The organism is Natrialbaceae archaeon AArc-T1-2 (assembly GCF_030273315.1).
In the GTDB taxonomy this organism is placed as follows: Archaea; Halobacteriota; Halobacteria; order Halobacteriales; family Natrialbaceae; genus Tc-Br11-E2g1.
On the sequence record NZ_CP127174.1, the window covers coordinates 2,604,938 to 2,629,366 of the forward strand.

The 24,429-nt window shown below is 66.2% G+C and carries 29 protein-coding genes; 19 read left to right on the top strand and 10 right to left on the bottom strand.

Going from position 1 to position 24,429, the window contains the following annotated elements; all coding sequences use genetic code 11:
• Window positions 1-7 precede the first annotated feature (7 nt).
• From QQ977_RS13390 to QQ977_RS13400, 3 genes are all read left to right on the top strand, one after another.
• A complete protein-coding gene (locus QQ977_RS13390) occupies window positions 8-610 on the top strand; it encodes a 4Fe-4S dicluster domain-containing protein (protein WP_285926276.1) in 603 nt (200 codons plus the stop codon).
• A 2-nt stretch (window positions 611-612) separates the two neighbouring features.
• Window positions 613-1,743 (top strand): NrfD/PsrC family molybdoenzyme membrane anchor subunit, encoded by a 1,131-nt coding sequence (gene nrfD, locus QQ977_RS13395; RefSeq protein WP_285926277.1) that lies wholly within the window; start codon window positions 613-615, stop codon window positions 1,741-1,743.
• 76 nt (window positions 1,744-1,819) lie between these two features.
• Window positions 1,820-2,485: a TorD/DmsD family molecular chaperone gene (locus QQ977_RS13400; RefSeq protein ID WP_285926278.1), complete on the top strand. Its 666-nt coding sequence runs from the start codon at window positions 1,820-1,822 to the stop codon at window positions 2,483-2,485.
• 15 nt (window positions 2,486-2,500) lie between these two features.
• Here QQ977_RS13400 and QQ977_RS13405 read toward each other — a convergent pair whose 3' ends face one another.
• The 3 genes from QQ977_RS13405 to QQ977_RS13415 form a co-directional block, all read right to left on the bottom strand.
• Window positions 2,501-4,318, bottom strand: coding sequence for a S9 family peptidase (locus tag QQ977_RS13405; protein ID WP_285926279.1), 1,818 nt, complete (start codon window positions 4,316-4,318; stop codon window positions 2,501-2,503).
• Window positions 4,319-4,416: 98 nt separating this feature from the next.
• Window positions 4,417-4,935, bottom strand: a complete 519-nt coding sequence (locus tag QQ977_RS13410) for a hypothetical protein (protein ID WP_285926280.1) — start codon at window positions 4,933-4,935, stop codon at window positions 4,417-4,419.
• Window positions 4,936-4,984: 49 nt separating this feature from the next.
• Window positions 4,985-5,407: a CopG family ribbon-helix-helix protein gene (locus QQ977_RS13415; RefSeq protein WP_285926281.1), complete on the bottom strand. Its 423-nt coding sequence runs from the start codon at window positions 5,405-5,407 to the stop codon at window positions 4,985-4,987.
• 104 nt (window positions 5,408-5,511) lie between these two features.
• Between QQ977_RS13415 and QQ977_RS13420 the strand changes: the two genes are divergently transcribed.
• The 8 genes from QQ977_RS13420 (at window position 5,512) to QQ977_RS13455 (ending at window position 13,762) form a co-directional block, all read left to right on the top strand.
• The gene (locus QQ977_RS13420; protein ID WP_285926282.1) at window positions 5,512-6,717 is read left to right on the top strand and encodes a GTP-binding protein; all 1,206 of its coding nucleotides are present in this window, start codon (window positions 5,512-5,514) and stop codon (window positions 6,715-6,717) included.
• On the top strand, window positions 6,717-8,015 hold the full coding sequence (locus tag QQ977_RS13425; protein WP_285926283.1) for a CobW family GTP-binding protein: 1,299 nt from the start codon (window positions 6,717-6,719) through the stop codon (window positions 8,013-8,015). Before QQ977_RS13420 ends, QQ977_RS13425 begins: the two co-directional genes overlap by 1 nt.
• Window positions 8,016-8,069: 54 nt before the next feature.
• Entirely contained in the window at window positions 8,070-8,654 is a 585-nt protein-coding gene (locus QQ977_RS13430) for a MogA/MoaB family molybdenum cofactor biosynthesis protein (protein WP_285926284.1), read from the top strand.
• Between the two features lie 101 nt (window positions 8,655-8,755).
• Window positions 8,756-9,952 carry an AMP-binding protein gene (locus QQ977_RS13435; protein WP_285926285.1) on the top strand — a complete coding sequence of 399 codons (1,197 nt, stop codon included), beginning with the start codon at window positions 8,756-8,758 and terminating at the stop codon, window positions 9,950-9,952.
• Window positions 9,953-10,078: 126 nt separating this feature from the next.
• Entirely contained in the window at window positions 10,079-10,795 is a 717-nt protein-coding gene (locus QQ977_RS13440; protein WP_285926286.1) for a type 1 glutamine amidotransferase, read from the top strand.
• A gap of 112 nt (window positions 10,796-10,907) precedes the next feature.
• The gene (locus QQ977_RS13445) at window positions 10,908-12,077 is read left to right on the top strand and encodes an acyl-CoA dehydrogenase family protein (protein WP_285926287.1); all 1,170 of its coding nucleotides are present in this window, start codon (window positions 10,908-10,910) and stop codon (window positions 12,075-12,077) included.
• Window positions 12,078-12,183: 106 nt separating this feature from the next.
• On the top strand, window positions 12,184-13,356 hold the full coding sequence (locus QQ977_RS13450; protein ID WP_285926288.1) for an MFS transporter: 1,173 nt from the start codon (window positions 12,184-12,186) through the stop codon (window positions 13,354-13,356).
• 82 nt (window positions 13,357-13,438) lie between these two features.
• Complete coding sequence (locus QQ977_RS13455; RefSeq protein WP_285926289.1) at window positions 13,439-13,762, top strand: 4Fe-4S dicluster domain-containing protein; 324 nt, start codon at window positions 13,439-13,441, stop codon at window positions 13,760-13,762.
• Here QQ977_RS13455 and QQ977_RS13460 read toward each other — a convergent pair whose 3' ends face one another.
• A complete protein-coding gene (locus QQ977_RS13460) occupies window positions 13,763-13,927 on the bottom strand; it encodes a DUF6757 family protein (RefSeq protein ID WP_285926290.1) in 165 nt (54 codons plus the stop codon).
• Between the two features lie 67 nt (window positions 13,928-13,994).
• Window positions 13,995-14,780 (bottom strand): PHP domain-containing protein, encoded by a 786-nt coding sequence (locus QQ977_RS13465; RefSeq protein ID WP_285926291.1) that lies wholly within the window; start codon window positions 14,778-14,780, stop codon window positions 13,995-13,997.
• Between the two features lie 171 nt (window positions 14,781-14,951).
• Between QQ977_RS13465 and QQ977_RS13470 the strand changes: the two genes are divergently transcribed.
• Window positions 14,952-15,239 (top strand): DUF5789 family protein, encoded by a 288-nt coding sequence (locus tag QQ977_RS13470; RefSeq protein ID WP_285926292.1) that lies wholly within the window; start codon window positions 14,952-14,954, stop codon window positions 15,237-15,239.
• A gap of 17 nt (window positions 15,240-15,256) precedes the next feature.
• Here QQ977_RS13470 and QQ977_RS13475 read toward each other — a convergent pair whose 3' ends face one another.
• On the bottom strand, window positions 15,257-16,267 hold the full coding sequence (locus QQ977_RS13475) for a DUF5784 family protein (RefSeq protein ID WP_285926293.1): 1,011 nt from the start codon (window positions 16,265-16,267) through the stop codon (window positions 15,257-15,259).
• Window positions 16,268-16,376: 109 nt separating this feature from the next.
• On the opposite strand from QQ977_RS13475, the gene QQ977_RS13480 reads away from it, so the two are divergent.
• A complete protein-coding gene (locus QQ977_RS13480) occupies window positions 16,377-16,550 on the top strand; it encodes a DUF5786 family protein (protein WP_285926294.1) in 174 nt (57 codons plus the stop codon).
• A 119-nt stretch (window positions 16,551-16,669) separates the two neighbouring features.
• On the opposite strand, the gene QQ977_RS13485 is transcribed toward QQ977_RS13480, so the two are convergent.
• Both QQ977_RS13485 and QQ977_RS13490 read right to left on the bottom strand, forming a co-directional pair.
• On the bottom strand, window positions 16,670-17,587 hold the full coding sequence (locus QQ977_RS13485) for an NAD(P)H-binding protein (protein ID WP_285926295.1): 918 nt from the start codon (window positions 17,585-17,587) through the stop codon (window positions 16,670-16,672).
• Window position 17,588: 1 nt separating this feature from the next.
• Window positions 17,589-18,467: a YkgJ family cysteine cluster protein gene (locus QQ977_RS13490; protein WP_285926296.1), complete on the bottom strand. Its 879-nt coding sequence runs from the start codon at window positions 18,465-18,467 to the stop codon at window positions 17,589-17,591.
• Between the two features lie 79 nt (window positions 18,468-18,546).
• Here QQ977_RS13490 and QQ977_RS13495 point away from each other — a divergent pair, with 79 nt between their 5' ends.
• Entirely contained in the window at window positions 18,547-18,792 is a 246-nt protein-coding gene (locus QQ977_RS13495) for a DUF7561 family protein (protein ID WP_285926297.1), read from the top strand.
• A 42-nt stretch (window positions 18,793-18,834) separates the two neighbouring features.
• Here QQ977_RS13495 and QQ977_RS13500 read toward each other — a convergent pair whose 3' ends face one another.
• A complete protein-coding gene (locus tag QQ977_RS13500; RefSeq protein ID WP_285926298.1) occupies window positions 18,835-19,431 on the bottom strand; it encodes a hypothetical protein in 597 nt (198 codons plus the stop codon).
• A 126-nt stretch (window positions 19,432-19,557) separates the two neighbouring features.
• On the opposite strand from QQ977_RS13500, the gene QQ977_RS13505 reads away from it, so the two are divergent.
• From QQ977_RS13505 to QQ977_RS13515, 3 genes are read left to right on the top strand one after another with little or no spacing between them, the layout of a single operon-like run.
• Entirely contained in the window at window positions 19,558-19,932 is a 375-nt protein-coding gene (locus tag QQ977_RS13505) for a translation initiation factor IF-5A (protein ID WP_285926299.1), read from the top strand.
• A complete protein-coding gene (gene speB, locus QQ977_RS13510) occupies window positions 19,932-20,741 on the top strand; it encodes an agmatinase (protein WP_285926300.1) in 810 nt (269 codons plus the stop codon). The genes QQ977_RS13505 and speB overlap by 1 nt, the downstream gene beginning before the upstream one ends.
• A 57-nt stretch (window positions 20,742-20,798) precedes the next feature.
• A complete protein-coding gene (locus QQ977_RS13515; protein ID WP_285926301.1) occupies window positions 20,799-21,137 on the top strand; it encodes a DUF7344 domain-containing protein in 339 nt (112 codons plus the stop codon).
• A gap of 33 nt (window positions 21,138-21,170) precedes the next feature.
• Here QQ977_RS13515 and QQ977_RS13520 read toward each other — a convergent pair whose 3' ends face one another.
• Window positions 21,171-22,091: an acetamidase/formamidase family protein gene (locus QQ977_RS13520; protein WP_285926302.1), complete on the bottom strand. Its 921-nt coding sequence runs from the start codon at window positions 22,089-22,091 to the stop codon at window positions 21,171-21,173.
• Between the two features lie 102 nt (window positions 22,092-22,193).
• Between QQ977_RS13520 and QQ977_RS13525 the strand changes: the two genes are divergently transcribed.
• Window positions 22,194-22,961 carry a Nif3-like dinuclear metal center hexameric protein gene (locus QQ977_RS13525; RefSeq protein WP_285926303.1) on the top strand — a complete coding sequence of 256 codons (768 nt, stop codon included), beginning with the start codon at window positions 22,194-22,196 and terminating at the stop codon, window positions 22,959-22,961.
• 320 nt (window positions 22,962-23,281) lie between these two features.
• Complete coding sequence (locus QQ977_RS13530; protein ID WP_285926304.1) at window positions 23,282-23,872, top strand: hypothetical protein; 591 nt, start codon at window positions 23,282-23,284, stop codon at window positions 23,870-23,872.
• Window positions 23,873-24,429: the final 557 nt, after the last annotated feature.

The following is a 24,429-nucleotide window of genomic DNA, read 5'->3' on the forward strand; positions in this document are numbered from 1 at the left end:
AACCAGAATGAGCACACAAGACGACAGAACGGCACGAGTGATCCCGAACTGGGAGTCATGTATCGACTGTGGCGCCTGCGAGGTCGCCTGCCAGCGAACCTGGGACCTCCCGCCGGAGAGCGATCGGATCCAGGTGGTCGCGCTCGCCCACGGCGACCGCGAGAACGAGGCGAACAAGCCGATGCAGTGTTACAACTGCCGGGACGCGCCGTGTATCGACGTCTGTCCGACGGAGGCGTTGCACTACAGCGAGAGCGGCACCGTCCGCGTAGACGCGGGCCGGTGTATCGGCTGTCACTACTGCGGCGTCGGCTGTCCGTTCGGCGCACCCCAGTATCCCGACGGAGAGGTACCCGAAGCCGAGGAGAGCCAGCCACTGGGTGCAAAGAGCGACGGCCTGATGGACAAGTGTACGACCTGCGAGCCGCGCCAGGAAGCGGGCCTGGAGCCGGCCTGCTCCTCTGAGTGTCCGACCGACGCGTTGCTGTTCGGGACGCCCGAAGATCTCTCGGAGCGTCTCGAGGAGGACGACACCGTTCAGCCGTTCGACGAGGAGGCCGCGGAGATCATCTTCGGAGACGACGCCGACATGATCGTGGGGGGTGACTAACGATGGCAGTCGAAATCGGGTTCGAACTCCCGTACACGCAGTGGGACTGGAAGGTTGGCTTCTACATCGCGATGATCGGTATCGCGAGTGGCGCGTACCTGATGGGCTACGTCGCCGACGTGCGCTCGCGGCGTGGCGAACGCGACCACGGACGCGTCGCGAAGTGGGGCTATCTCACCGGTCTCGTCGGCATCGGCGTCGGCGGGCCGGTCCTGCTCTCTCACCTCGCGACGCCGTTCCGGGCGATGCTGGTGCCACTTATCATGACGAACTTCGGCTCGTGGATGGCGATTGGGCCGTACCTGCTGGGCCCGCTCGCACTCGGTGCGTTGCTGATGTTCGTCTGGGTCGCGTTCGGCCGGGACCGTCCCCACGGCCCGTCCGTCACGACGGAGAGCGAGGGCGTCGCCGCCGACGGCGGACGGGACGTCAGTTCCGACGGTGGCACCGACAGCGATCCTGCCAGGGCTGCGACCGGCGGACAGGCCGGCGGCATCCGTCGCATTTTCAACCGGGCCGGCATCCTCGACCACCTCGACGCGCTCGCGGACCGGACCCGGCCGACGGAGACGGTTCGTCTCGGCGTCGGCGCACTGTTCGGAATCTTCGCTGCTGGCGTCCTGATCTACTCGGCAATGGCGTACGGTACCGGCATGACCGATCGCGTCCCGCTGTGGGACAAGACGTTCCTGATCCCGGTCCAGGTGTTGAGCGGACTCGGCGCGGGTCTTGCCGTCGCAGTCGGGCTGGCGACGCTCGAGGATCGGGCCGTCGGGCGGACGATGCAGGAATACGCGCTGACGGCGTCCGGGCTGCTCGTGGCCACGCTCGTGGCCGTGCTCGCGACGGTCGCGCTGCTCCCGGGACAGGTTCCGGCGGCGGAGCCAGCGGTCGACAACATGTTGAGCACCTACGCGACGCTGTTCGTCGGCGGTGCCGTGCTGGTCGGTCTGGTCGTCCCGATCCTGCTGCTTGCCGGTGGCGCGCTCGGGCAGCGTCGTGGCGCGCTCGGCCAACGCGGGGCCGCGACCGCCTTCGTCGCAGCAGGTGTGCTCGTGATCGTCGGGAAGATCACGCTCGCGCTGACGTACCTGCTGGCGGCCGAGTTCACGCCGCTCCCGCTCCCGATGTAGCCCTCCGCCTTCGCTTCCGTTGCCGTCCTCGAGTTGACTCAGCGTGTAACCGACGGACGACGGAGCTCACACGAGAATGAGAAAGACCACCGACACCGATCGAACGAACGAACTCGCGGACCTGTACGGGTTCTGCTCCAGCGTGATCGCCGATCCACCCGACGAGCGAGCGACCGAGCGTCTCGTCGCCGAGGAGTTCCCGCGAGAGGCATCGCCCCAGGCCCTCGAGAACGGGTTCCGATTGCTCGGCACGTGGCAGTCCGGCGTCGACGATCCGGCCGACGCCGCCGAGAAACTCAGGCGGATCCACACGAGCCTGTTCGTCGGCCCGCGCCCGCGCATGCAGGCCCACGAATCCTGGTACGCAGACGACTACCTGGGCGAGCCGCTCGCGGCGGTCAAACGCTCCTACCGGGATCTGGGTATCCGGCCGACGGACCAGCTCCGGGAGGAAGCCGACCACGCCGCCGTCGAACTGGCCGCCCTCGAAACGCTCGCCAGGGACGGGGCCGACGAGTACCGGCGGGCGTTCCTGCTGGCACATGGCTGGTGGATCCCACAGCTGGCGACCGACGTCCAGGAGCTCGCTGACGACCCGTTCTACGAGGGCGTCGGCTGGCTGATCGAGGGCGTCTTCGAGGCGGACACCTACCTGCTCGGCATCGATCCGGCCGACCTCGAGCGAGGGTACGACGTCGATCCGTCCCACGAGATGGACGAGTCGGTTCTCTTCGGCGAGTAGCCGCCGGTCGGCGCGTCAGACGTGTTCCTCGAGGAAGTCGACGATCTCCCGGTAGGCCTCCGTGCGGTTCTCGAGTTTCGAGAGGCCGTGGCCCTCGTCCTCGAAGATCAGCTTGCGGACGGGGACGCCCTGCTCGCGTGCCTCCGCGACGATCTGTTCGGCCTCGCCGACGGGCACCCGGGGATCGTTCGCGCCGTGGAGGACGAAGAGGGGTGCGTCGATCTTTTCGACGTTGTTGATCGGCGAGATGGACTCGAGGAACTCCCGGTCGTCCTCCAAGCTGCCGTACTCGGCTTCCCGCAGTTCGCGTCGCCAGTCGCCGGTGTTCTCTAAGAAGGTGACGAAGTTTGCGATGCCGACGACGTCGATGCCGGCAGCCCACAGGTCGGGGTACTCGGTCATCGCCGCGAGCACCATGAAGCCGCCGTAGGAGCCGCCCTTGGCGACGATGCCGTCGGGGTCAATCCGGTCGTGCTCGCGGAGCCACTCGACGCAGGCCTCGATGTCGGCGACCGAATCCATCCGCTTTCGGACGTCGTCGAGGCTGGCGTATTCGGCACCGTAGCCCGCCGACCCCCGGACGTTCGGCTCGAAGTAGGCGTAGCCGTTGTCCAGGAAGTACTGTTTGACGCTCGAGAAGGAGGGTCGCCGCTGGCTCTCGGGACCGCCGTGGATGTCGACGATGACGGGAACCTCGTCGTTCCCTCCGTCCTGGGTCGTCTCGGGAAGCGTGAGAAAGCCGGGCACCTCGAGTTCATCAAAACTCTCGACGTGGACGAGTTCCGATTCCCGGAACGTCTCCGGCGGGATGCCCGCGGTCGGGGCGAGGGTCCACTGCTCGGCCTCGCCGGTCTCTGCCTCGACGAGGAAGACGTTCGTGTTGACCGTATCGCCCGTCGTCGAGCAGGCGAACACCGCGGCGTCGGGGCCGAAGCTCACGCCGCCGGAGACGCCACCAGGGAGGTCGGGTTCGGGGAACGTCTCGAACTCGGTCGGGTCGTCGCCGGCGAGTTCGCCCGCGGTGAGGTCGGTGTAGCCCTCCACGTTCCGGGAGTAGACGAACCGGCCGGTCTCGTCGTCGAGTGCGATGCCGTCGACGTTCCATCCATCGCCGTCGACGACGGTCTCTACCTCGAGCGTCTCCAGATCCAGGTAGGCCAGATAGAGCGTGTCCGCGCCGTCGTCGGTCACGAGGTAGATCCCTTCGCCGTCCGGTGCCCAGCTCGGACTCTGGAAGCGGACGTCGCCCTCGTGAGGCGTGAGGTGGGTCACGTCGCCGGTCTCGAGCTCGAGGACGTACAGGTCCTGGTCGAAGTTCGAGTACGCCTGCGAGACCAGCAGTCGAGAGTCGTCGGGACTCCAGCCGGCGAGGGTGAGCCAGCCGTCGCCCTCGTAGACGCGGTCGGCCTCGTCGCCGACGGCGTCGCGGTCCTGGACGTAGACGTCGAAGACGGACTCGTCGCGACGGTTGGAGGTGAACGCGAAGCGGTCGCCGTCGTGGCTCCAGCCGCCCCAGCGGTGTTTGGCCTCCGGCGTCGCCGTGAGATTCGTGATCGCGCCGGTCTCGTCCTCGAGGCGAAAGAGCTGGGCGCGCTCGTTGCCGCCCTCGTCCATCCCGAAGATCAGCTCGGGGCGCTCGGGTGACCACGAGGCGAAGGTGACCCGTTCGTCGTAGAAGGTGCGCTGTTCGGGCCATTCGCGGGGGCCGGTAAGCGTCCAGACCTGGGGGACGCCGGTGGTGTTCATCAGGAAGGAGAGTCGCTCGCCGTCGGGACCGAGCGACGCGCCGTAGGCGCTGCGGATATTCAGGTAGCGATCGATGTCGTAGCCCATGTCACGGTCGTCGTCGCTCGAGTCGGTAATCGTTTCGCCTCCGGCGACGTGGGTGGGGGCGGTCGTCCGTTTCCCCGGAGTCGGCAAGAGCGATCGGATCAGCCGTCGGCACGTTCCTGACGCAGGAGCTGGAACGTCCCCGTCGAGAAGCCGTCCGGGGACGTCGGAAAGACGCTGTAGGTAACGCCCGGCTCCGAGCGGACGGTCGCCTCGAGCCGGATCGTCGATCCGCGGTCCCGTCCGAGGAGGCTCGATTCGCCGGCCGTGAGCTCGAGGAACGCCCCGCCGCCGTCGTCGGACTCGAAGGCGGCGATCAGGACGTCGCCCTCCGCGAGGTGCAGGGAGTCGATGGTGGAACCCTCGAGGTCGCGCTCGACCAGCACCTCTCCGTCGATCTCGTCGGGCTCGAGGAGTCCGGGTGCGTCCTCGCCGTCGCCATCGGGAGAGGCGGCGTCACCGCCACCGGCGTCACCGCCATCGCTATCGCCATCGTCGCCGTTCCCCGTGGCATCGTCCGGCTCGTCCCCGTCTCCCGACGGCGACCCACCGTCGAGACAGCCGGCGACGCCGGCCGCCAGCCCACCCCCGCAGACGGACAGCACCGTTCGTCTGTGCATGCGTGATCGATCGGGGCCGACGCGTTTGGCTGTTCCGACCTGCCCGTGCCTACTCCGGCCGACAGTCGTCGCCGGCCTCGAGCGGGACCAGCGAGGTGTCGACGGCCTCGACGCCGTCGACCGACTGGAGCTGTCGAACGACCGTCTCGACGCACTCGAGATCGCCCTCGAGGACGAACAGCTCGAGACAGGAGTCGCCGACGTGGCTGTGATCGGTCGCGGTGATGGCGTCGTCGTAGTCGTGACGGAGCCGGGTGAGCCGCCGGTCGACGTCGCTCGAGCCGAACGCGTAGCACGCACAGACGACGCCAGCGAGGAGCCGGTTCTCGAGCCGGTGGTCGTCGAACTCCTCGAGATGGGTGCGGATGCCGTCACGAACGAGGTCGCTGCGACCGGTGTAGTCGTGTTCGGCCGCGAACTCGTCGAGCCGTTCGACGAGCTCGTCGGGCATCGAGACGCTAACGACGGGCATATATTAATCTATCTACTATAGATATTAGTTGTTGTTATTCAAATCCGAGCTACCACATAATAACTAACATTAACAGTCGTCGAGATCATACACTGTAGCGATCCATGACCGACGACCCGATTCCGGTAACCGTCCTGAGCGGGAGTCTCGGCGCGGGGAAGACAACGCTGCTCAACCACGTGCTGACCGCCGACCACGACCTCGAGGCCGCCGTCGTCGTCAACGACATGGGCGAGGTCAACGTCGACGCGGAACGCGTCGCCCAGCAGTCGGACCTGGGTGGCGACGAGGAGATCGTCGAACTCTCGAACGGCTGTATCTGCTGTCGGCTCCGTGGCGACATGCTCGAGGCGGTGGGCAAACTCGCCGACAGGCGGGAGTTCGACTACCTGCTCGTCGAATCCTCGGGCATCTCCGAGCCGATCCCGGTCGCCCAGACGTTCGCACTCGGCGTCGACGACGCGGCGTTCGACCCGACGGACGTCTACGAACTCGACACGATGGTGACCGTCGTCGACGCGTTCAGCTTCTGGGAGTCGTTCGACGCCGGGACGACACTCACGAGCGGGGAGCTGGAGGCCGAACCCGGCCGCGTCCCCGAGGAGGCCCTGCTCGATCAGATCGAGTTCTGTGACGTCCTCGTGCTCAACAAGTGCGACCTCGTCCCCGACGACGACCTCGCGGAGATCGAGGCCGTCCTCGAGCGACTCCAGCCCCGCGCGGAGGTCGTCCGGACGTCGTTCGGCGACGTCGATCCCGGCGAGATCCTGGGGACGGGCCGGTTCGACTTCGCCGAGGCGAAACAGTCCGCGGGCTGGAAACACGAACTCACACACGACCACCACCACGACCCGAAGGCGGAACACGGCGTCACGTCGTTCGTCTACGAGCGACGGCGACCGTTCCATCCGACGCGGATCGGCTCGCTGTTTCAGGACCTGCCGGACGCGGTGATCCGTGCGAAAGGCTTCTTCTGGAGTGCGGGCCGGGAGGACGTCGCGATGGGGATGAACAAGTCGGGGACGTCGGTCCGTGCCGGCCCCGCCGGAGAGTGGCTCGCGACACTCCCCGAGGCCGAACGGGAGCAGTACTTCGCGGCCCGTCCCGGTCTCAGGGACGACTGGGACGAGCAGTGGGGCGACCGGCTGACCCGGCTCGTGTTCATCGGCCGCGAGTTCGACGAGTCAGGGCTGATCGACCGGCTGGACGACTGTCTGCTCACCGACGCCGAGATGAACGAGGACTGGGAGACCTACCCCGATCCGTTCGAACCGCAAGAGGGACGTGAACGCGCGCTTACGACCGAGTGATGGCAGTACCGGTCACTGTACTCTGTGGGGGACTCGGCGCAGGAAAGACGACGCTGCTTACGAGCCTGCTCGAGGCCGCCGATCGCGAGATCGCCGTCGTCGTCAACGACTTCGGTGACGTCAACGTCGACGCCGACCTCGTCGAGGCCCGGACCGACCTCGAGGACGGCGACGAAGTGGTCGCCCTCGAGAACGGCTGTATCTGCTGTAGCCTCGGCGGGGAGCTCTCCCGGTCGGTCGTGCGACTCTGGAAGCAGTACGAGTTCGACGCGCTCGTGGTCGAGGCCTCCGGCGTGGGCGAGCCCGAGTCGATCGCCCACCAGTTCGTCCGCGGTCCCGCGGGCGGGCCCTACGACCTCGACGCCGTCGTCACCGTCGTCGACGCCCGGCAGTTCCACGACACCTTCGCCGAGGGCGGCGAGCCGGTCCGGGAAGGCCCGGACGAGGACGGCCGCAAGCCGATCGCGGACCTGCTGCTCGAGCAGGTCGAGTTCTGTGATCTGCTCGTCGTCAACAAGTGCGACCTCGTCACCGACGCCGAACGCGACCGGGTGGTCGCACTACTCGAGACGCTCCAGCCCCGCGCGGAGGTCGTGACGACGGCGTACGGCGACCTCGATCCGGGGACGATCCTCGAGAGCGACCGGTTCGACCTCGAGGCGGCCCGCCAGTCCGCGGGCTGGAAGCGGGCGGTCGAGGAGGGAGATGGGCCGGATCACGGGCACGGTCACCACGACCACGACCACGACCACGACCACGACCACGACCACGACCACGACCACGATCACGGACACGGTGACCACGACCACACCCACCCACCCGAGGAGTACGGCATCGCCGTCGACACCTACCACCGCGTCCGTCCGTTCCACCCCGGGCGGTTCACCGACCTGCTCGCAGACCTCCCCGCGGAACTTGTCCGCGCGAAGGGGCTGTGCTGGATCGCCGGCCGCGACCGCCAGGCGATCACGATGAGCTACGCCGGGACCGAGACCACTCTCGAGGTCACCGGCCGGTGGATCGCGAGCTTCTCCGAGCAACAACAGGAGACCTACCGACAGGGCCAGGACGACCTCGAGTGGCACGAGGACCACGGCGACCGCGAAGTTCGACTCGCGCTCATCGGCCGGGACCTCGACGTCGACCGGCTACTCGACCGGCTGGACGACTGCCTGCTCACCGACGAGGAGATGGAACTGGAGTGGACCGCGGACAACCCGATGCCGACCTCGATGGGCGAGACGTACACGGTCTCGACGCTTACGGACGCTCCCACCGCCGCCGAATCCGACGACTGACCGCGGATCACTCGAGGGGGAGGTTATTTGCTCTTGGCGTGTCGACTCCTGGTCATGGTAGCCACCGACAGAGCCGAACGCCGATCGACGGACGAACACGGACACGACATCATCGACCCCCTGTACGTTGCGGTCGTGACGGTCTCGAGTTCGCGCGCCGCCGAGACCGATCCCGACGATCCGGGTGGGGACACGATCGAGGAAATCTTCGAAGACCACGGCCACGAGGTTCGGGTCCGAGAACTCGTCCGCGACGACTACGCGACGATCCGGACGGCGGTTCGGAGTCTGGTCGCCCGCCGTGACGTCGACGTCGTGGTCACGACTGGCGGCACAGGTGTCACCGCGGACGACGTCTCGCCCGAGGCGACCTCGGCGCTGTTCGAGCGCGAACTGCCCGGCTTCGGCGAACTCTTCCGGTCGCTGTCCTGGGAGGAAGTCGGCACGCGGGCGATGGCCTCGCGTGCAACCGCAGGGATCGCCGCCGACACGCCGGTCTTCTGTCTGCCCGGGAGCACGGGCGCCTGTACCACCGCCTGCGAGGAGCTGATCGTGCCCGAAGCGCCCCACCTCGCGGGACTGGCGACGAGCCACCAGCAGGACGCGACCGACCAGTCGCTGTCGGCCTACGAGGAGTAATACGGTCTGCTGTACCGATTCACGGGCGAAACCGCAGACTGGCCGTGGTTTCGGTATAACCGACGCCAAGCTACTACTGGACGGCCGTGGGAGGGTCGTTCGTGACCCTCTCGATCGAACGCCGGGCCGAGCTGTGGGGCGATCGCACGGCGATCGTCGACGTCGCGGAGGCCCGGCTCGACGTCCCGAGCGAGACTGTCGACGAGCGTCGGGTGAGCTACGCCGAGCTGTCGGCCCGCTCCGAACGACTCGCCGCCGGACTCGCGGCGACGGGGATCGGTGCCGACGACGCCGTCGCCGTTTTGAGTCGCAACCGAATCGACGCGATCGCCCTCGCGTTCGCCTGCCGCCGGCTCGGCGCGACGTTCGCACCGATCTCTCACCGGCTGACGCCCGCGACCGTTTCCCGCCCGCTCGAGCGAATCGAACCGACGATCGTCGTCCACGAGCCGGCTCAGCGCGACCTCGTTCGCGTGCTCGCTCCGACCGACACCGCAACGTTCGCCGACCTCGCGGACGCCGGCACCGATCCGCCGCCGGAGACGCCGCCGGCCGACGACGACCCATTGTGGTACGTCCACGGCGACGGCGGCGCGCCGGTCGTCGCGTTCTCCCGCGAGGCCGTCGAGCGAAACTGCGTCGCCGCCGCGGCGACGTTTGGGTTCGGACGGCGCGACAGCGCGCCGCTTCTGCTCCCGCTGTCGTCGCCCGACGGCCTGCTCAGGGCCGCGTTCCCGCTGCTTTACGTCGGGGGAACGCTCCTCCTCGATCGCGCGTTCGATCCCGGCGACGCCCTCGAGGCGACCCGCCGCGCGAATGCGACCGTCCTCGTCGGTCGAGAGACGGAGTATCGCGAACTCGCGAATCGCGACGGATTCGCGGAGGCGCTTTCGTCCGTCTCGCGTTTCGTCTGTGAGATGCCGATCGACGAGCGCGTCCGAAACGCCCTCCTCGAACGTGGCGTCTCGCTGGTCGGTGCTCGCGGCTACCTCGCGTGTCCGACCGCGCTCGTGACAGTCGTCGACGCGGCCGACGCCGCGGAGAGTGGATACCGGCCCGTCCTCGACTGCTCGGCGCGACTCGTCGACGACGGCGTTCTCGAGGGAGCCGGCGAGGGACGACTCCAGCTGTCGGGACCGTTGCTCGCGGACGGCTCCGTCGACCGCGTCGAATCCGGCGATGGGGACGATAGCGAACGCGAAGTCGAAGCGGACGACGGTGGCCGCTTCGTGAACGGCTGGTTCGACACCGGAACGCGGGTTCGCCGCGACGACCGCGGCGTCTACTATCCGATCTGACGGTGGCCGAAAGCGGCTGATCGGCAGACACGCGGGCGGGAACGATCGTCGTCGACGGAATTTCGAGCGGCGGCAACAGCGGTTGCGGACGCAAGGCCTATTTTTATTCACACCAACAAACGGCCCATGAGCCAGCTGCGCATCGCCGTCCTCAACGCGGCTCACGAGGACGCGAACACGACGCGTAACTTCCGGCGCGAACTCGAGGGCTCGCTCGCCGAGTTCGACGCCACTGCCAGTCACCTCCCGGAAACGTTCGACTTCGACGCCGTCGCGATCACGGGCTCGCGATCGTCGGTTTACGACGACGAGCCGTGGATCGAGCCCACGAAAGCGTGGGTCGCCGACGCGATCGATCGCGGCCTTCCCTGCCTCGGTATCTGTTGGGGTCACCAGTTGCTCGCCGACGTTCTCGGCGGCGAGGTCGGCCCGATGGGCGCCTACGAAGTCGGCTACAGCGAGGTAGAGCGCCACGAGGGCTCGCGACTGCTCGCGGGGATCGACGACCGCTTCGTCGCCTTCACCTCCCACGAAGACGAAGTCGTCTCCCTCCCCTCCGGCGCCGACCCGATCGCGACGAACGAGTACTCGAACCACGGCTTTCGCAAAGAACACGTCTTCGGCGTCCAGTTCCATCCGGAGTACGACCAGAAGACGGCCCGCGAGTTGGTACATCGCAAGGAGTTCGACGAGGAGCGAAAACGACGCGTTCTCGAGAGCATCACCCCCGAGAACCACGCGCGGACGAGCCAGGCGAAACTCGTCTTCGAGAACTTCCTCGAGTACGTCCGCGAGGTGCAGACGCCGGCGGTCGCCGCCGACGGCGGACGCGACTCGGCCTAACGGTCGGATTCTGTCACAGAAGTACCGAGCGTGACGGATTGGAACGAGATCCCGAACGCAACCGTCCGTGCCGACGCGAGCGCTTTTGACCGCTCCCGTCCCAGAAACTGTCATGCTCGATTACGTACAACTCGAGGCAGACCTCCCGGAGGAGGAACGACTGATCCGGGACACGGCACGGGAGTTCATCGACGAGCGCGTCAAGCCGGAGATCGGCGACCACTTCGAGAACGGAACCTTTCCCACCGAGGTGATCCCGGAGATGGGCGAGCTGGGGTTTTACGCCCCGAACCTCGAGGGCTACGGCTCGCCGAACGTCTCCGAGACGGCCTACGGCCTGGTGATGCAGGAACTCGAGGCCGGCGACTCGGGAATCAGATCGATGGCCTCCGTACAGGGTGCGCTGGTGATGTATCCGATCCACGCCTACGGGAGCGAGGCACAGAAAGAGACGTGGCTGCCAGCCCTCGGCCAGGGTGAGACGGTCGGCTGTTTCGGGCTGACGGAGCCGGAACACGGCTCGAACCCGGCCGGAATGGAGACCAGTGCCGAGCGCGCCTCCGACGGCGACGGCTACGTCCTCACCGGCGCGAAGACCTGGATCACGAACGCGCCGATCGCTGACGTCGCCGTCGTCTGGGCGCGGGACCGATCGAGCGAGGACGACCCCGTCCGGGGCTTTCTCGTCGAGACTAACCGCGACGGCGTCGCCACGCCGAAAATCGAAGAGAAGCTCTCGATGCGGGCTTCGATCACGGGCGAGATCGTCCTCGAAGACGTCTTCGTCCCCGAAGAGAACGTCCTTCCGAACGTCTCGGGGATGAAAGGTCCGCTGTCGTGTCTTACTCAGGCCCGCTACGGCATCGCCTGGGGCGCGGTCGGTGCGGCCAGAGACTGCTTCGAGACTGCCCGCGAGTACGCGCTCGAACGCGAGCAGTTCGGCGGGCCGATCGCCCGCTTTCAGCTCCAACAGGAGAAGCTCGCGGAGATGGCCACGCAGGTGACGACCGCCCAGTTGCTCGCCTACCGGCTCGCGGAGCTGAAAGAACGGGGCGACCTCGAGGCCCAGCAGGTGTCGATGGCCAAACGCAACAACGTCCGAATGGCCCGCGAGCAGGCCCGCGTCGCTCGCGAGATGCTCGGGGGCAACGGCATCACGACCGACTACCCGCCGATGCGACACATGGCCAACATGGAGACGGTCTACACCTACGAGGGGACCCACGACATCCACACCCTGATCCTCGGCCACGATCTCACCGACGTCCCGGCGTTCGAGTAACGCTCGAGCGCGTGACATCGTCTCCCCCGGCACCGTCGAGATCAACACGCTCATAGCCGACGCGGTGTGACCGGAGGGTACGCTCGAGATTCGACGACGTGATCACATGGGCTGGCGATACCGGGATACCGTTCTCGCGCTCTGTACGCTCGCCTTTTTCGCGACGATGGTCGCCAGGCTGGCGATCAGCCCGGTCGTGCCGGCGGTTACGGACGAGTTTGCGGTCTCGAACACGGTCGTCGGGATTGCCCTGTCTGGACTGTGGCTGTTTTACTTTCTCACGCAGTTTCCGAGCGGAATACTCGCCGACCGGTACGGCGAACGGCCGGTCATCTTGCTCGCAGTGGGCGGGACGGGAATCGCGGCGCTGGCGCTTGCGCTCTCGCCGGGCTTCGTCGTCTTCGTGGGAAGTACGTTCGCACTCGGTGCGCTGGCAGGCTTACACTACAGCGTCGCGACGACGCTTCTGACACGGACCTACGACGACATCGGCACCGCAATCGGGATCCACAGCAGCGGCGGCCCCGCCGCTGGACTGATCGCCCCGGCACTCGCCGCGTGGATCGGCGTTCGCTACGGCTGGCGACCCGCGGTTCTGATCGGAACTGTGGTCGCGATCCCCATCTTCGCGCTGTTCGCCTGGCGGATTCGCCCGACCGAGCCGCGCCGGCCCGACCAGCCGATGAGCGAGCGGTTCGAACTCGCGTCCGCGCTCGAGTTGCTCTCGCGTCCGCGGGTCGCCTTCCCGATCGCTCTCGCCATCGCAGCGGCGTTCGTCTGGCAGGGGACGGCCTCGTTCCTGCCGACCTTCCTCGTCGAATACCGCGGCCACTCGACGACACTTGCCGGGGTGGTCTTCTCGGCGTACTTCGTCGTGCAGGCGATCACGCAAGTCGGCGTCGGCGCGGTGTCGGATCGGTACGGTCGTGATTTCGCGACCGCGGGCTGTATGGTCCTCGCGTCGGCCGGTTTCATCTTGCTCGTCGCCGTTCCCGGTCCCGTCGCCGTCGCGACCGCGGTCTTGCTCGTCGGGACCGGACTCGGCTGGGGAGCGGCCTTGCTCCCGCGGTTCATGGACGTCCTCTCGGATACCGAACGCGGAGCCGGCTTCGGACTCGTCCGGACGGTCTACGGCGTGGTCGGCTCGGTCGGCTCCGTCGCCACCGGGCTGTTCGCCGACCTCTTCGGCTGGGCCGTCTCCTTTTCGGTGCTCGCCGCGTTGCTCGCGCTCGTGTTCGTCGCGCTCGTCGTCAACGCGGCGTTCTCGCTCGAGTACTGATCCGACCCGAACCGTCGGGACGACGGACGGGAAAGAACGCAGAACATACTTTTAGGGTCCCGGCCAAAGCATCACTGGTACGATGGCTATCGATCCGCAGTTCCACGAAAACCGAGAGAAAGTCGGAGAAGAAAACGGCGTCGCGATCTGGGGGCCGGTCGACGAACCGGAGGACCTCGGCATCCGGGGGACACACGTCGCCGTCGACTTCGACATCTGTCTCGCGGACGGAGCCTGTCTCGAGGACTGCCCGGTCGACGTCTTCGAGTGGGTCGAGACGCCGGGACACCCCGAAAGCGAGAAGAAAGCGGAGCCGACCAACGAGGATCAGTGCATCGACTGTATGCTCTGTGTCGACGTCTGTCCCGTCGATGCGATCGACGTCGACGCGGGACGAACGGTCTAGTTACTCGGCGCGGTCGACGTCGACCTGCTCTTTGAGCGCCTCGAGACCGTCGGCTTCGGCGAGTTCCTGCAACCGCTCGCGGAAGTGTTCTTCGCAGAGACCCACCTTGATGCCGTCGGATTCGGCGGCGAAGGCAGCCTCGCGGTCGCAGTAGTGGCACTTCATACCCCACTATAGTAGCCCGGCCGGTTTGAACCCTCCGTTATCGTACGGTTTCTCCGCCGTCGATCCGTCATCGTACGGGCGCAGGGAGTTCGAGTGCCCGATACTCCGCCCGCGAGAGACCGGCGAGTCCGAGCCGATCGTCGTGCGCGTCGCTCCCGCCGGTGACGGCGAGCCCGTGCCGGTCGATCGCCCGCTCGACCGGGTCGCGATCGACCGCCCGTCCGTAGGGATAGTGCAACTCGACGGCGTCGAGCTCGGCCGCGAGCTCGAGTGCGTCTGCCGGATCGCGATATCGAAGCGGGTGAGCGAGCGAGACGACGGCACAGGCCTCCGCAAGTACCTGCCGACCCCGCTCGAAGGAGGGGACCTCCCGCGGGACGTAACAGGGCTCGCCGAACCCGATGAGTCGATCGAACGCGCCCTGGTATCCGTACTCGGCGTCGGGATGGTCGGCGATCGCCCGCGCGACGTGGGGGCGGCCGAAGCCGTCCTCGACGTCGACGTCGAGATCGATACCGAGACGGTCCTCCACGCAGTCGACGATCGCCCGTCCGCGTTCCCGACGGTTGCGCTGGACGCGCTCGACGGTTCGCTCGAGGTCAGCAGTTCGTTCGACGCCGTATCCGAGTAGATCGACGCGTGTGCCGTCTCCCGATTCGACGCGAAGCTCGATCCCGTGGACGATCGTGACGCCGTCGCGTTCGACGACCGGACTCGAGAGGGGCTGGAGTCGATCGTGATCTGTGAGCCCGACCACGGGGACGCTCGCCTCTGTGGCCGCCGCGGGAACGTCCTCGAGCGCGAGTTGCCCGTCCGAACGGGTCGTGTGGACGTGGAGGTCGGCGTAGGGCATGATCGGGCCGACGGACGGCCGCGGTAAAGCCGTTTCTCACGCGGGCTGCAGGGCGACCACGACTCTCTTCTCGCGTGCTGTTCTAGGACGCTTAATGGTACTAAGGGGATTCAATGCATTAGGTGGGTGCAATGGACAATGTTTATAATGATCGTTCACTACGTACCTGGTATGATGCTCAACGGCACCGGCGAGGTCATCGACGACCACGAGTACCCCGCGACCACAGAGGAACTGATCGAGGCCTACGGCGACCGGAGCCTCGAACTCCCGAACGGGACCGAGACGGTCGGCGAGGTACTCGCGCGTCTCGACTCCGAGACCTTCGAGTCGCCGGAGGAAGCACGCTTTGCGGTCCAGTGTGCGGTGAGCAACAAGGCCGTCGGACGCGTCGGTTACAGCGACCGCGACCCGACGCCGCTTGGCAGCCCGTACGGACCCGACGCCGTCTCGTTCTGACCGATCGCGTTTCGGTTCTATCGGTCGACGAACTCGAATGCCGTCTCTAGCTCGAGCGGTACCGAGCCCTTGCTGTAGCCCTCGACGTGGCCCGATGGCCGAGCGCGGTAGACGACGGCGGGGCGATGGCTGACCTCGGGTCGTTCACCGCGGACGGCAGCCCAGGCGTCGTCACGGAAACTCGAGCAGTCGACGAAGAGTACGGCACCACCGCCGTGTTCGGCGAGCTGGCCGGTGGCTTTCGTCTCGGCGGTCTCGCGGACGGCGGCGACGGGACTGGCGGCGGCGCGGTCGGCCGGCGGCTGCGGGCGGGTAACTTCGACGAGCGTGCTGGTGTCGCCGTCGTCCGCACGGTAGTCGAGCGAGTGACCGGTCGTCACCTCGATCTCGGGGGTGACGTCGTAGCCGGCATCGACCAGCAGTTTGGCGGCGATGAACTCGCCCATCGCGGCGCTCATCCGGACGTGGTCGACGTGATTGCTGGTGCCGAGCTTTCCGGACATCGTGTGTCGGTACGGATCGAGCGCGCCGGTCTCGAGAACCGATTCGAAAAAGCGCGTCGCCTCGCGGCGGCCGGCGTCGGGGAAGCCGCCGGCGTACTCCCGGAAGAACCGCCGAGTCGACTCCCGGCCGTCTTTGGACATGAACACGGGGAGGAAAAACCACGAGATGTGGGGATAGTCCGCGAGCCACGGGTCCGCCTCGTGGAGATCTGCGAGTAGCTCGCGCTGGGCCCACCGCGAGACGGTGTAGGGAATCTCGCGCCAGCCGTACTTGTCGGTCTTCCAGAGCGACTGGGGCGTCTCGGTGTTGCCCATCCAGTAGGCCTCCTCATCCCGGCGAGCGAACAACGCGACGTCGCCGTTTTGCATCTCGAAGCGGTGTGTCTCCCAGCCGCCGTTGACGTCGAACCGGGGAGAAACGGCGCGTGCGCCGATGTTGTTCCGCAGCGGTTGCAGTATCTGTCGGCGAACCCGTTGTTCGCTCCAGGATTCGGGCGAATAACGAAAGCGAAGCGGCCGTGCCACGTCTTCCGATAGGGGTGAGGACGGCTTACGTCTTCCGCCCGACCGCGCACGAACGTGAACAACCGTTACATTGATGTTCGACAACGCCTTACCTATGCGTGTATCTACCATGTCAATGGGTGCCTATGACGAAGACGAACACGAGCGCCGCGAAAAGCAGGCCTCGAAAGTCGACGCCGACTTCGACGACGAGCGGACGATCCACCACGGGGAGGTCGAGTACGACGCCGGCGACTCTGCGGAGGCGCTTCTGGATCAGTTCGAGGAGATCAAGTCGAGCTAGTGTCTGACGACCGTCTCAGTTCGATTCTCGACGGATCGTTGCTGGCAAGACGACCGAAGTCGGCCTAGGTCCGGGCACGCTCGTCTCCTCGGTGCCGACGTCGGTGCCGGCATCAGTGCTCACACGCTCCGTTGCCTCCCGGCGATTCGTTCCGATTCGTCGACGCAACTTCGATACACCGCTGTCTCGAACGGGACGGGGTCGACGGAACAACGCTCCTCGAGTCGGCGGTCGGTGACGACGACCGGGGTCGTCATGCCGTCGATCAGTGGCCGGGCGACCGCGGCAGGCACGTCGGTGACCAGCTGGACCCAGTACGACGACAACCGCGGCGACAGCACCGGAACGGGGACGATGATCGGCTCGTGTCCACCGAGAATCCGAGCCGTCTCGAGCAGCATCTCCCGGTAGGTGAGTACCTCGGGACCGCCGATCTCGTAGCTCTCGCCCGCGGTCTCGGGGGCCTCGAGGACGCAACGAAGGTACGCGATCACGTCGTCGATCGCGATCGGCTGGCACGGGGTGTGGACCCACCGCGGCGTCACCATCACCGGGAGCCGAGTCGCGAGCTGGCGGATCATCCGGAAGCTGGCGCTTCCGTCGCCGACGATCACCGCTGCACGCAAGACCGTGAGTGCGACCGTGCCGTCGGCGAGCACCGATTCGACCTCTCGACGAGAGCGAAGATGCGGGGAGAGGTCGTCGTCGGCACCGAGTCCGCCGAGGTAGATCAGTCGATCGACGTCTGCAGCCTCGGCCGCTCGCCTCGCGTTCGTCGCCACCGTTCGATCCCGCCGTTCGAACCCGACGCCACGTCCCATCGAGTGGACGAGGTAGTAAACCGCGTCGACGCCCTCGAACGCCGCTTCCACCGTGTCGGGCTCGAGCAAGTCGCCCTCGAAGACGGTCACGTCGGCGGGCGGGTCGTAGCCGTCGGCGTCGCGGACGAGCACGGAGACGTCGTGGCCGGCCTCGCGGAGGGCGGGGACGAGACGGCTTCCGACGAAGCCGGTCGCGCCGGTGACGAGCGTCTGCATACTAGCGTCCGTCCCAGCCCGGCGTTCCCGGCGCGCCGCGGGCGTCCTCGAGTCGGACGGCCAGATCGGCCTCGGGCTCTTCGCCGGCCGCGTCGCGACGTTGCCACTCCCGGACCGCCCGGCCAGCCCACGAGTCCGTCTCGAGTACTCGTTCTCGGGCCTGCTCGTAGTGGTGTTCTGAGATCGCCAGCGTGCCGGGACTCGAGGCGGCGGCGACGGCGACGAACTCCGCGCGGTCCGCGTCGGTCAGGTCGCCGCGTGCGATGCGGGAGACGACGCCCTCGAGGTCGTCGGGGCGGGGGTGAACGAAGACCTTCCCGCCGACCGCTCCTCGGCCGAGCAAGAGCCCGTCCGTCTGTCCGGGATCGTCTTCGCGTAGTCGCTCGCCACCGAAGACGCGCTCGACGCGTTCGCACTCGGTTTCTTGCTCGAGTGCGAGGTTGTAAGCGGGGTAGGCGCGACACTCGTCTGGAAACAGCTCGTCGCCGTGGATGCGACACTGCAGCGTCGTCGGATCGAGAAAGGTGCAGGTCTCGAGCCAGCGTTCCCGGTCTCGTCCGAACGGCGCGACCGGCTTCGGAGGTGTCCGAAGACCGACGAAGAAAGCGGGCCGGCCGGCGATCGTTGCGACCGCCTGACCGTCGATCTCCGCGGCGGCGTCGTCCTCCTCGGCCGCCCACAGACGCGGCGTCAGCGCGTCCGAAAGCCCCGCCTCGAGAAACGCCCGCACCTCGTCGCGGGTGAGCGGGACGAGGTTGTACGCGTCGTCGAGCGGCTCGCGTGGCCCGCGGCGTTCGTGTTCCACGGCGCGGGCGTCGTCGGCACGTAGCGGTCGCCAGTCGATACAACAGCCCGCACAGCCCTCGCAGTGCACCTCCATACTCGACCTACGGTAGCACCCCCCAAAACGGATGTGTCCGGGGAAAACGACTTTCAGCGATCGGAACCCACCGTCGGGTATGACGAAACCCTCCTGTGACGGCTGTGGCCGACCGGTCTCGGTCGCAGGCGGCGTCGAGAACCTCTGGACGTTCGGCGAGCGAGACGGCAGCGAGGGGACCGCAATGATCCTCGAACTCGCGGACGGAACGAGCTATCTGTTGTGTTTTCCCTGTATCGAATCGCTACCCGACGATCCCTCGACCGAGGACGTCGCGGCGCTTGAGCAGTACGAGCCCGACGTCGACGATGACGACGGCACGTAGTGGCGTCAGAAACACACACCACGGCCGGACGCCAGCCGCGGCTCAAGGCACGCTCGCCGTGCCACCCGCCGACGCGGCCGCCGCCGCTGCGTCGTCGTCGTAGTCCTCACAGTCACTCCACACCACTGGGGCGTCGGCTCCGCCGTCGTCGCCGTCCTCGAGATCGCGCTGGAGGTCGTGTGCCCGGTAGTCGGCGTCGGCAACGAGTCGCTCGGCCATCGTCGGCGGCACCGCGATTCGGCGACACTCACTCGGGACGAACAGGCCGTCCGGCCCGAACGTGAACTGGACGTCGTAGTGACGGACCCGCTCGTCTTCGAGTTCGGGATGGATCGTCTCGAGGACGTCGGCGACGTACTCGACGAGCAAGTCGAGTCCCGGCGCGTCAGTCGTCTCGAGGTCGATCCGGACGACGGGAACGTACGTCGCCTCGCCGTCCTCGTAGTCGACGACGACGAGGTCCCGGACGGTCGGCGAATGCTCGAGGTGCGTCTCCGTTCCCGACGGTAGCGTTTCGGCGAGCCGATTCTGAAGGCGACGTCTGTGGTCCCGACGGTCGTCGTCGCGTTTGGCGGCGACGACGACTGCGACCCCGGCCACGACCGCCGCGACGGCCAGCCCGATGGCGAGGGGATCCATACGGCGGTATACGGTGTGGGTCACAAAGACGTTTTCTCGCTTCGCGTTCGTGGTTTCGGTCCGGAACGGACGTCGGGACTCGCCCGATTCAATTGGTTTATGGCCCTCGGTTGAATATCCGCAGGCATGGCGAAACAGCAACAAGAAGTTCGCGACCTCCAGGAAGGAAGCTACGTGATGATCGACGACGCCCCGTGCAAGATCAACTCCTACTCCACGGCGAAGCCGGGCAAACACGGCAGCGCCAAGGCTCGCGTCGAGGCCGAGGGCGTCTTCGATGGCAAGAAGCGTTCGTTCTCTCAGCCCGTCGACGCCAAGATCTGGGTCCCGATCATCGAGCGCAAACAGGGCCAGGTCGTTTCGGTCGACGACGACGACATGCAGGTCATGGACTTAGAGACCTACGAGACGTTCACGATGCGCGTTCCCGACGACGCGGACGTCTCCCCCGACGACGAGATCGAGTTCCTCGAGATGGACGAACAACGAAAGATCGTCTGATGTTTCCCGGGGCGACCGCCGACCGTGAGGACGCGAACTTCGTGGTCGTTGGTGCGCCCCTGGACGCATCGACGACCTTTCAGCCAGGTACTCGCTTCGGTCCTCGGCGCGTGCGAACGTTCGCCGAGACGTTCGACGACTACGACCGCCGGACCGGCCGACACTTCTCCGAACTCTCCATCCACGACCACGGCGACGTTCGCGCCTGGGACGACGCCGAAGAGTACCTCGAGTGGCTCGAGGGGACCGTGCGCGACGTCGTCTGGGAGGACGCCATTCCGCTGACGCTGGGTGGGGAGCACACCGTCTCGCTCGCCGGCGTCCGTGCCGTCGAACCTGACGTCTTCGTCTGTCTCGATGCACATCTCGACTTGCGCGAGGAGTACGACGGCAACCCGTTGAGCCACGCCTGCGTGACACGTCACGTCCTCGAAAGCAGCGTCGAGGAGGTGATCGTCCTCGGTGCCCGGACCGGCAACGAGGCCGAGTGGGAACGAGCGAACGAACCAGACGTCACCGTCGTCCCACCCGAGGACGTCGGCGCGTGGACGCCCGACGGTCGACTCGAGGGGCGGGACGTCTATCTCAGCGTCGATATCGACGCCGCCGACCCCGCCTACGCACCCGGGACGGGAACGATGGAGCCGTACGGCCTCGAGCCCCGCGAGATGCGCGACGTCGTCCGAGCGGCCGCCCCCCACGCGAGTGGTTTCGACGTGGTCGAGGTGAACGACCGCGACGACGGCCAGGCCGCGACGCTCGCCGGAAAACTGCTGCGCGAGTTCGTCTTCTCGAGTGCGTCCGACTGAATTGACCCCATACTGGTTAGGGCCAACAGTCTGGAGTATGTGCCACCAACTCGGTGTATGTCGCCGACCGAGACGACAGCCCTGGACAGAGAGACGGCGTATGCGATCTGCTCGCATCCACACCGACGATACCTCCTGTCTCGACTGGAACCCGGCGAACGCGTTCCCGTTTCCGAACTCGTCTGCGAACTCGCGGCCCGGGTGCGAGACGAGTCGACCGAGACCGAGACGCTCGACTCATCCGTCCGCCGACGCGTCAGGATCGCGCTGGCTCACGATCACCTCCCTCGACTCGACGACCACGGCGTGATCGAGTACCTGTCCCGAGAGAACGACGTCGTCGTGACAGACGCCGTCGACGAGCTGGGTCCACCCGCGATAGACCTCGAAGGCTGATAGGTTAGGCAACCGATACCGAGCGTAATCGACTCAGAACGGCGACGAGAGGTACGCCTTCGGAATCGCGTTCCGGACCGTCACCAGCGGATCGACGACCTGGCTGATCTCGAGGCCGCCGACCAGACTCGAGAACATGTACGCTTCCGTCTCGTCGAAGCCGTGTTCGGCCGCCAGAAGCTCGATCGCGTCCCGATTCGCGCGTTCACAGGCCACCTCGAGCGTCTCAGCGCTCACGATCGGCTTCCAGGCGTCGTCGGTCTCGAGCAGCGGTCGCTCGAGGTCGTGGTCGGGATCTGCGAGCACCTCGACCGTGCAGTCGATCTCGGTGGCGATTTCGGCACCGGTGCCGCACATCTCGCCGTCGGCCATCGCGGCCTTGCAGTCGCCCATCGCGAGCATCGCGCCCTCCTGGAAGACGGGGAAATAGATCGTGTTCCCGGCAGTGACGTCCGTCGTGTCCATATTTCCGCCGTGGTCGTGGGGAACGAGCGTCGTGTACGACTCCGTGGCGGGTGCGACGCCGATCGTCCCGATCACGGGCTCGACGGGCACCGCGAGGTCGGCGAAACGTATCGACGGCGTGTCTCCGTCGTCGTCCACGACGGGTGTCAGCCGGGTTCGCGGCGCGTCGATCTCCTCGTCGCCGTCGAGCAGCCCGAAGCCGTCGATGGTGACCACGCGTCCCTGCTGCTCGGCGAGCCGGATCGCCTCGAGTTCGACCCGGAGCACGTCGCCAGGCCGGGCACCTTCGACCGCGATCGGCCCCGTCGCCGCGTTGACCTCCTCGGGGACCGACTCGATCACGTCGCTTTCGTCCTGTACCGCACCATCGAGGCTGTCCCTGGTCTCGATCGTCAGCGCCGCCCCGGAGTCGACCGTCTCGATCGCCTCGAGGTCGGGAGCGAACTCGTAGATCGCGCCGTCCTCGTGTGTGACTGTCTGGCGTGTCATGGCGGACGTATCGACACGGGAGACCGTAAATCGGTCCCCGCATTCGACGGGGTTCGAACGCGACCGGATAGATACAAGCCACCGGCGGGCAAAGCCCCGGACATGGAGCTCACGGAACTCGTCGACCGCCTCGACGAGGAGTTGCGAACCGACGACTACGCCGACCTCGACGCGAGCGCGAACGGCCTCCAGGTCGGCCCCGACGAGAAGACGGTCGAACACGTCGCCTTCGCCGTCGACGGCGTCGCCGAGACGTTCGAACGGGCGGGCGACATCGGCGCGGATCTGCTCGTGACCCACCACGGGATCTCCTGGGGCGGCCTCGAGCGCGTCACCGGCCGCACCTACGACCGCCTCGAGACCCTGTTCGAGAACGACCTCGGACTGTACGTCTCGCACCTGCCACTCGACGGCCACCAGGAGCTTGGCAACGCGGCCGGTCTCGCGAACGTCCTCGAACTCGAGAATCGCGTTCCGTTCGGCGAACTCGGCCCCGAACACATCGGCCAGCGTGGAACCGCAGTCGAGCCCTACACGCCCAACTCGCTTCGCGAGCGCCTCGAGTCCGAACTCGAAACCGGCGGCGAGGACGTACGGGTGCTCGACGCCGGTCCCGAAGAGATCACGGAGGTGGCGATCGTCACCGGCAGCGGCACCGACTGGCTCGAGGAGGTCGTCGCGGTCGGAGCCGACGCGCTGGTGACTGGCGAGGGGAAAGCGAAGGTCTACCACGAAGCGAAAGAAGCCGGGATCACCGTCGTCCTCGCCGGCCACTACGCGACCGAGACCGTCGGCGTCCGGTCGCTGCAGGGGCTGGTCGAGGAGTGGGGCCTCGAGACGACCTACCTCGAGGTTCCGACGGGGCTGTAGATCGGATTCGAACCACAGGCTCTCGTTTCGGCCTGATGATCGGTCTCCACAAAGCGTCTCCTTACCCGCAGGTAGGGGTCGGGATCGCTACTGAAGGCGTGTCCTGTCACGGTCTCTAGTTGGTGACTTCCGTCGCTCTGGATCTCCCGACCTGCTAGATAGTAACTTTCCGCTTCGTGACCGTTGTTCCTGACGAAATTGTTCTTTCGTTAGAAATCTCGTGGAAGCTGGTAGCTCACCGATTACAAACAGTCCGTACGATGGAGTATTTCTCACCCACCAGACCGACGGCAGTCCCGTCGGTGGCTGGAGGGGAGACCATGACAGACGAAGACCGCATATCCAGACGCGCGACCATCAAAGGTATCGCAACGACCGGTGCGCTCATCGGCGGTTCCATCCTCGGTGCCAGCTCCGCCAGCGCTGGCCACGAGAACGATTGCATAGATAACAACCACCGGAAAAAGTACAGCAAGTACAAGAAGAAAGGGAAGAAGTACGACGGCTACAAGAAGAAAGGCAAGAAGTACGACGGCTACAAGAAGAAAGGCAAGAAGTACGACGGCTACAAGAAGAAAGGCAAGAAGTACGACGGCTACAAGAAGAAAGGCAAGAAGTACAAGAAGAGGAAGTATCTCGATGTCAAAGATCAGGTGTCATTTAACTTCGAATGCGTCGATCCCTACAAACAGCGGGCGAAGTTCCTCGTGCACCACGGGAAAGACAGGGATCTAAAATTCACCTACCGAGTTGCCGAGACAGGAAAGAAGGGAACGATCCTGGTTCGCGACGGAGTAGTCAATTCCGAATTCCTCTGGGTGAAAGCCCCCAAGGGTAAAGCGACGGTCACACTGTACTACAAAGGAAAGCGCGTCGGCTACGCCAAGAGCGATCCGAACGAGCACTGTTAGCCAGCGCTGACCGCGACTGCGGATTCGCCCGCGGTGCCGGTCCGTCCTTTCTCTCGTCCGATTCTCGCCTTTTCCGTCGACCGGGTTGACGACAATGATCACGACGTCACTAAGCGTCGAGATCCCGATCGAATCGGGAACCCTCCCAAGGAGCTGCCCGACTGCGGGCTACCTGTCGAATACAAGACAAGTCTGGGCTCCTGTGAATCGCCGCGGGGGTGGGAGTTGTTACAGGAACGTTGACTATACTCGAGCACAGGGCACCTCTAGCCTACCGTACGTGTTGACTCGAGCCGCGAACTCTTCTCGTCACCTGTGGATAGGGGGCGCTTTCCGTGGCTTCTGGCCCTCGAAGGCTCCGTATACCCCGCCCCATCCGGGGGTTTCGACCAGGGCGGGGGTCGTATTGGAACCGCAGTAATTCATGAGACCATTATTGTTTCGGTCGAGAAACAGTCGGTAGGGTAGGACTTTCGTGTCGATCAGTAGTTCATCGATTACAAACTGTCCCTCTGAAGGAGGTGTCGGTACTCGCCGGCCCGACGGCGGTGCCGTCG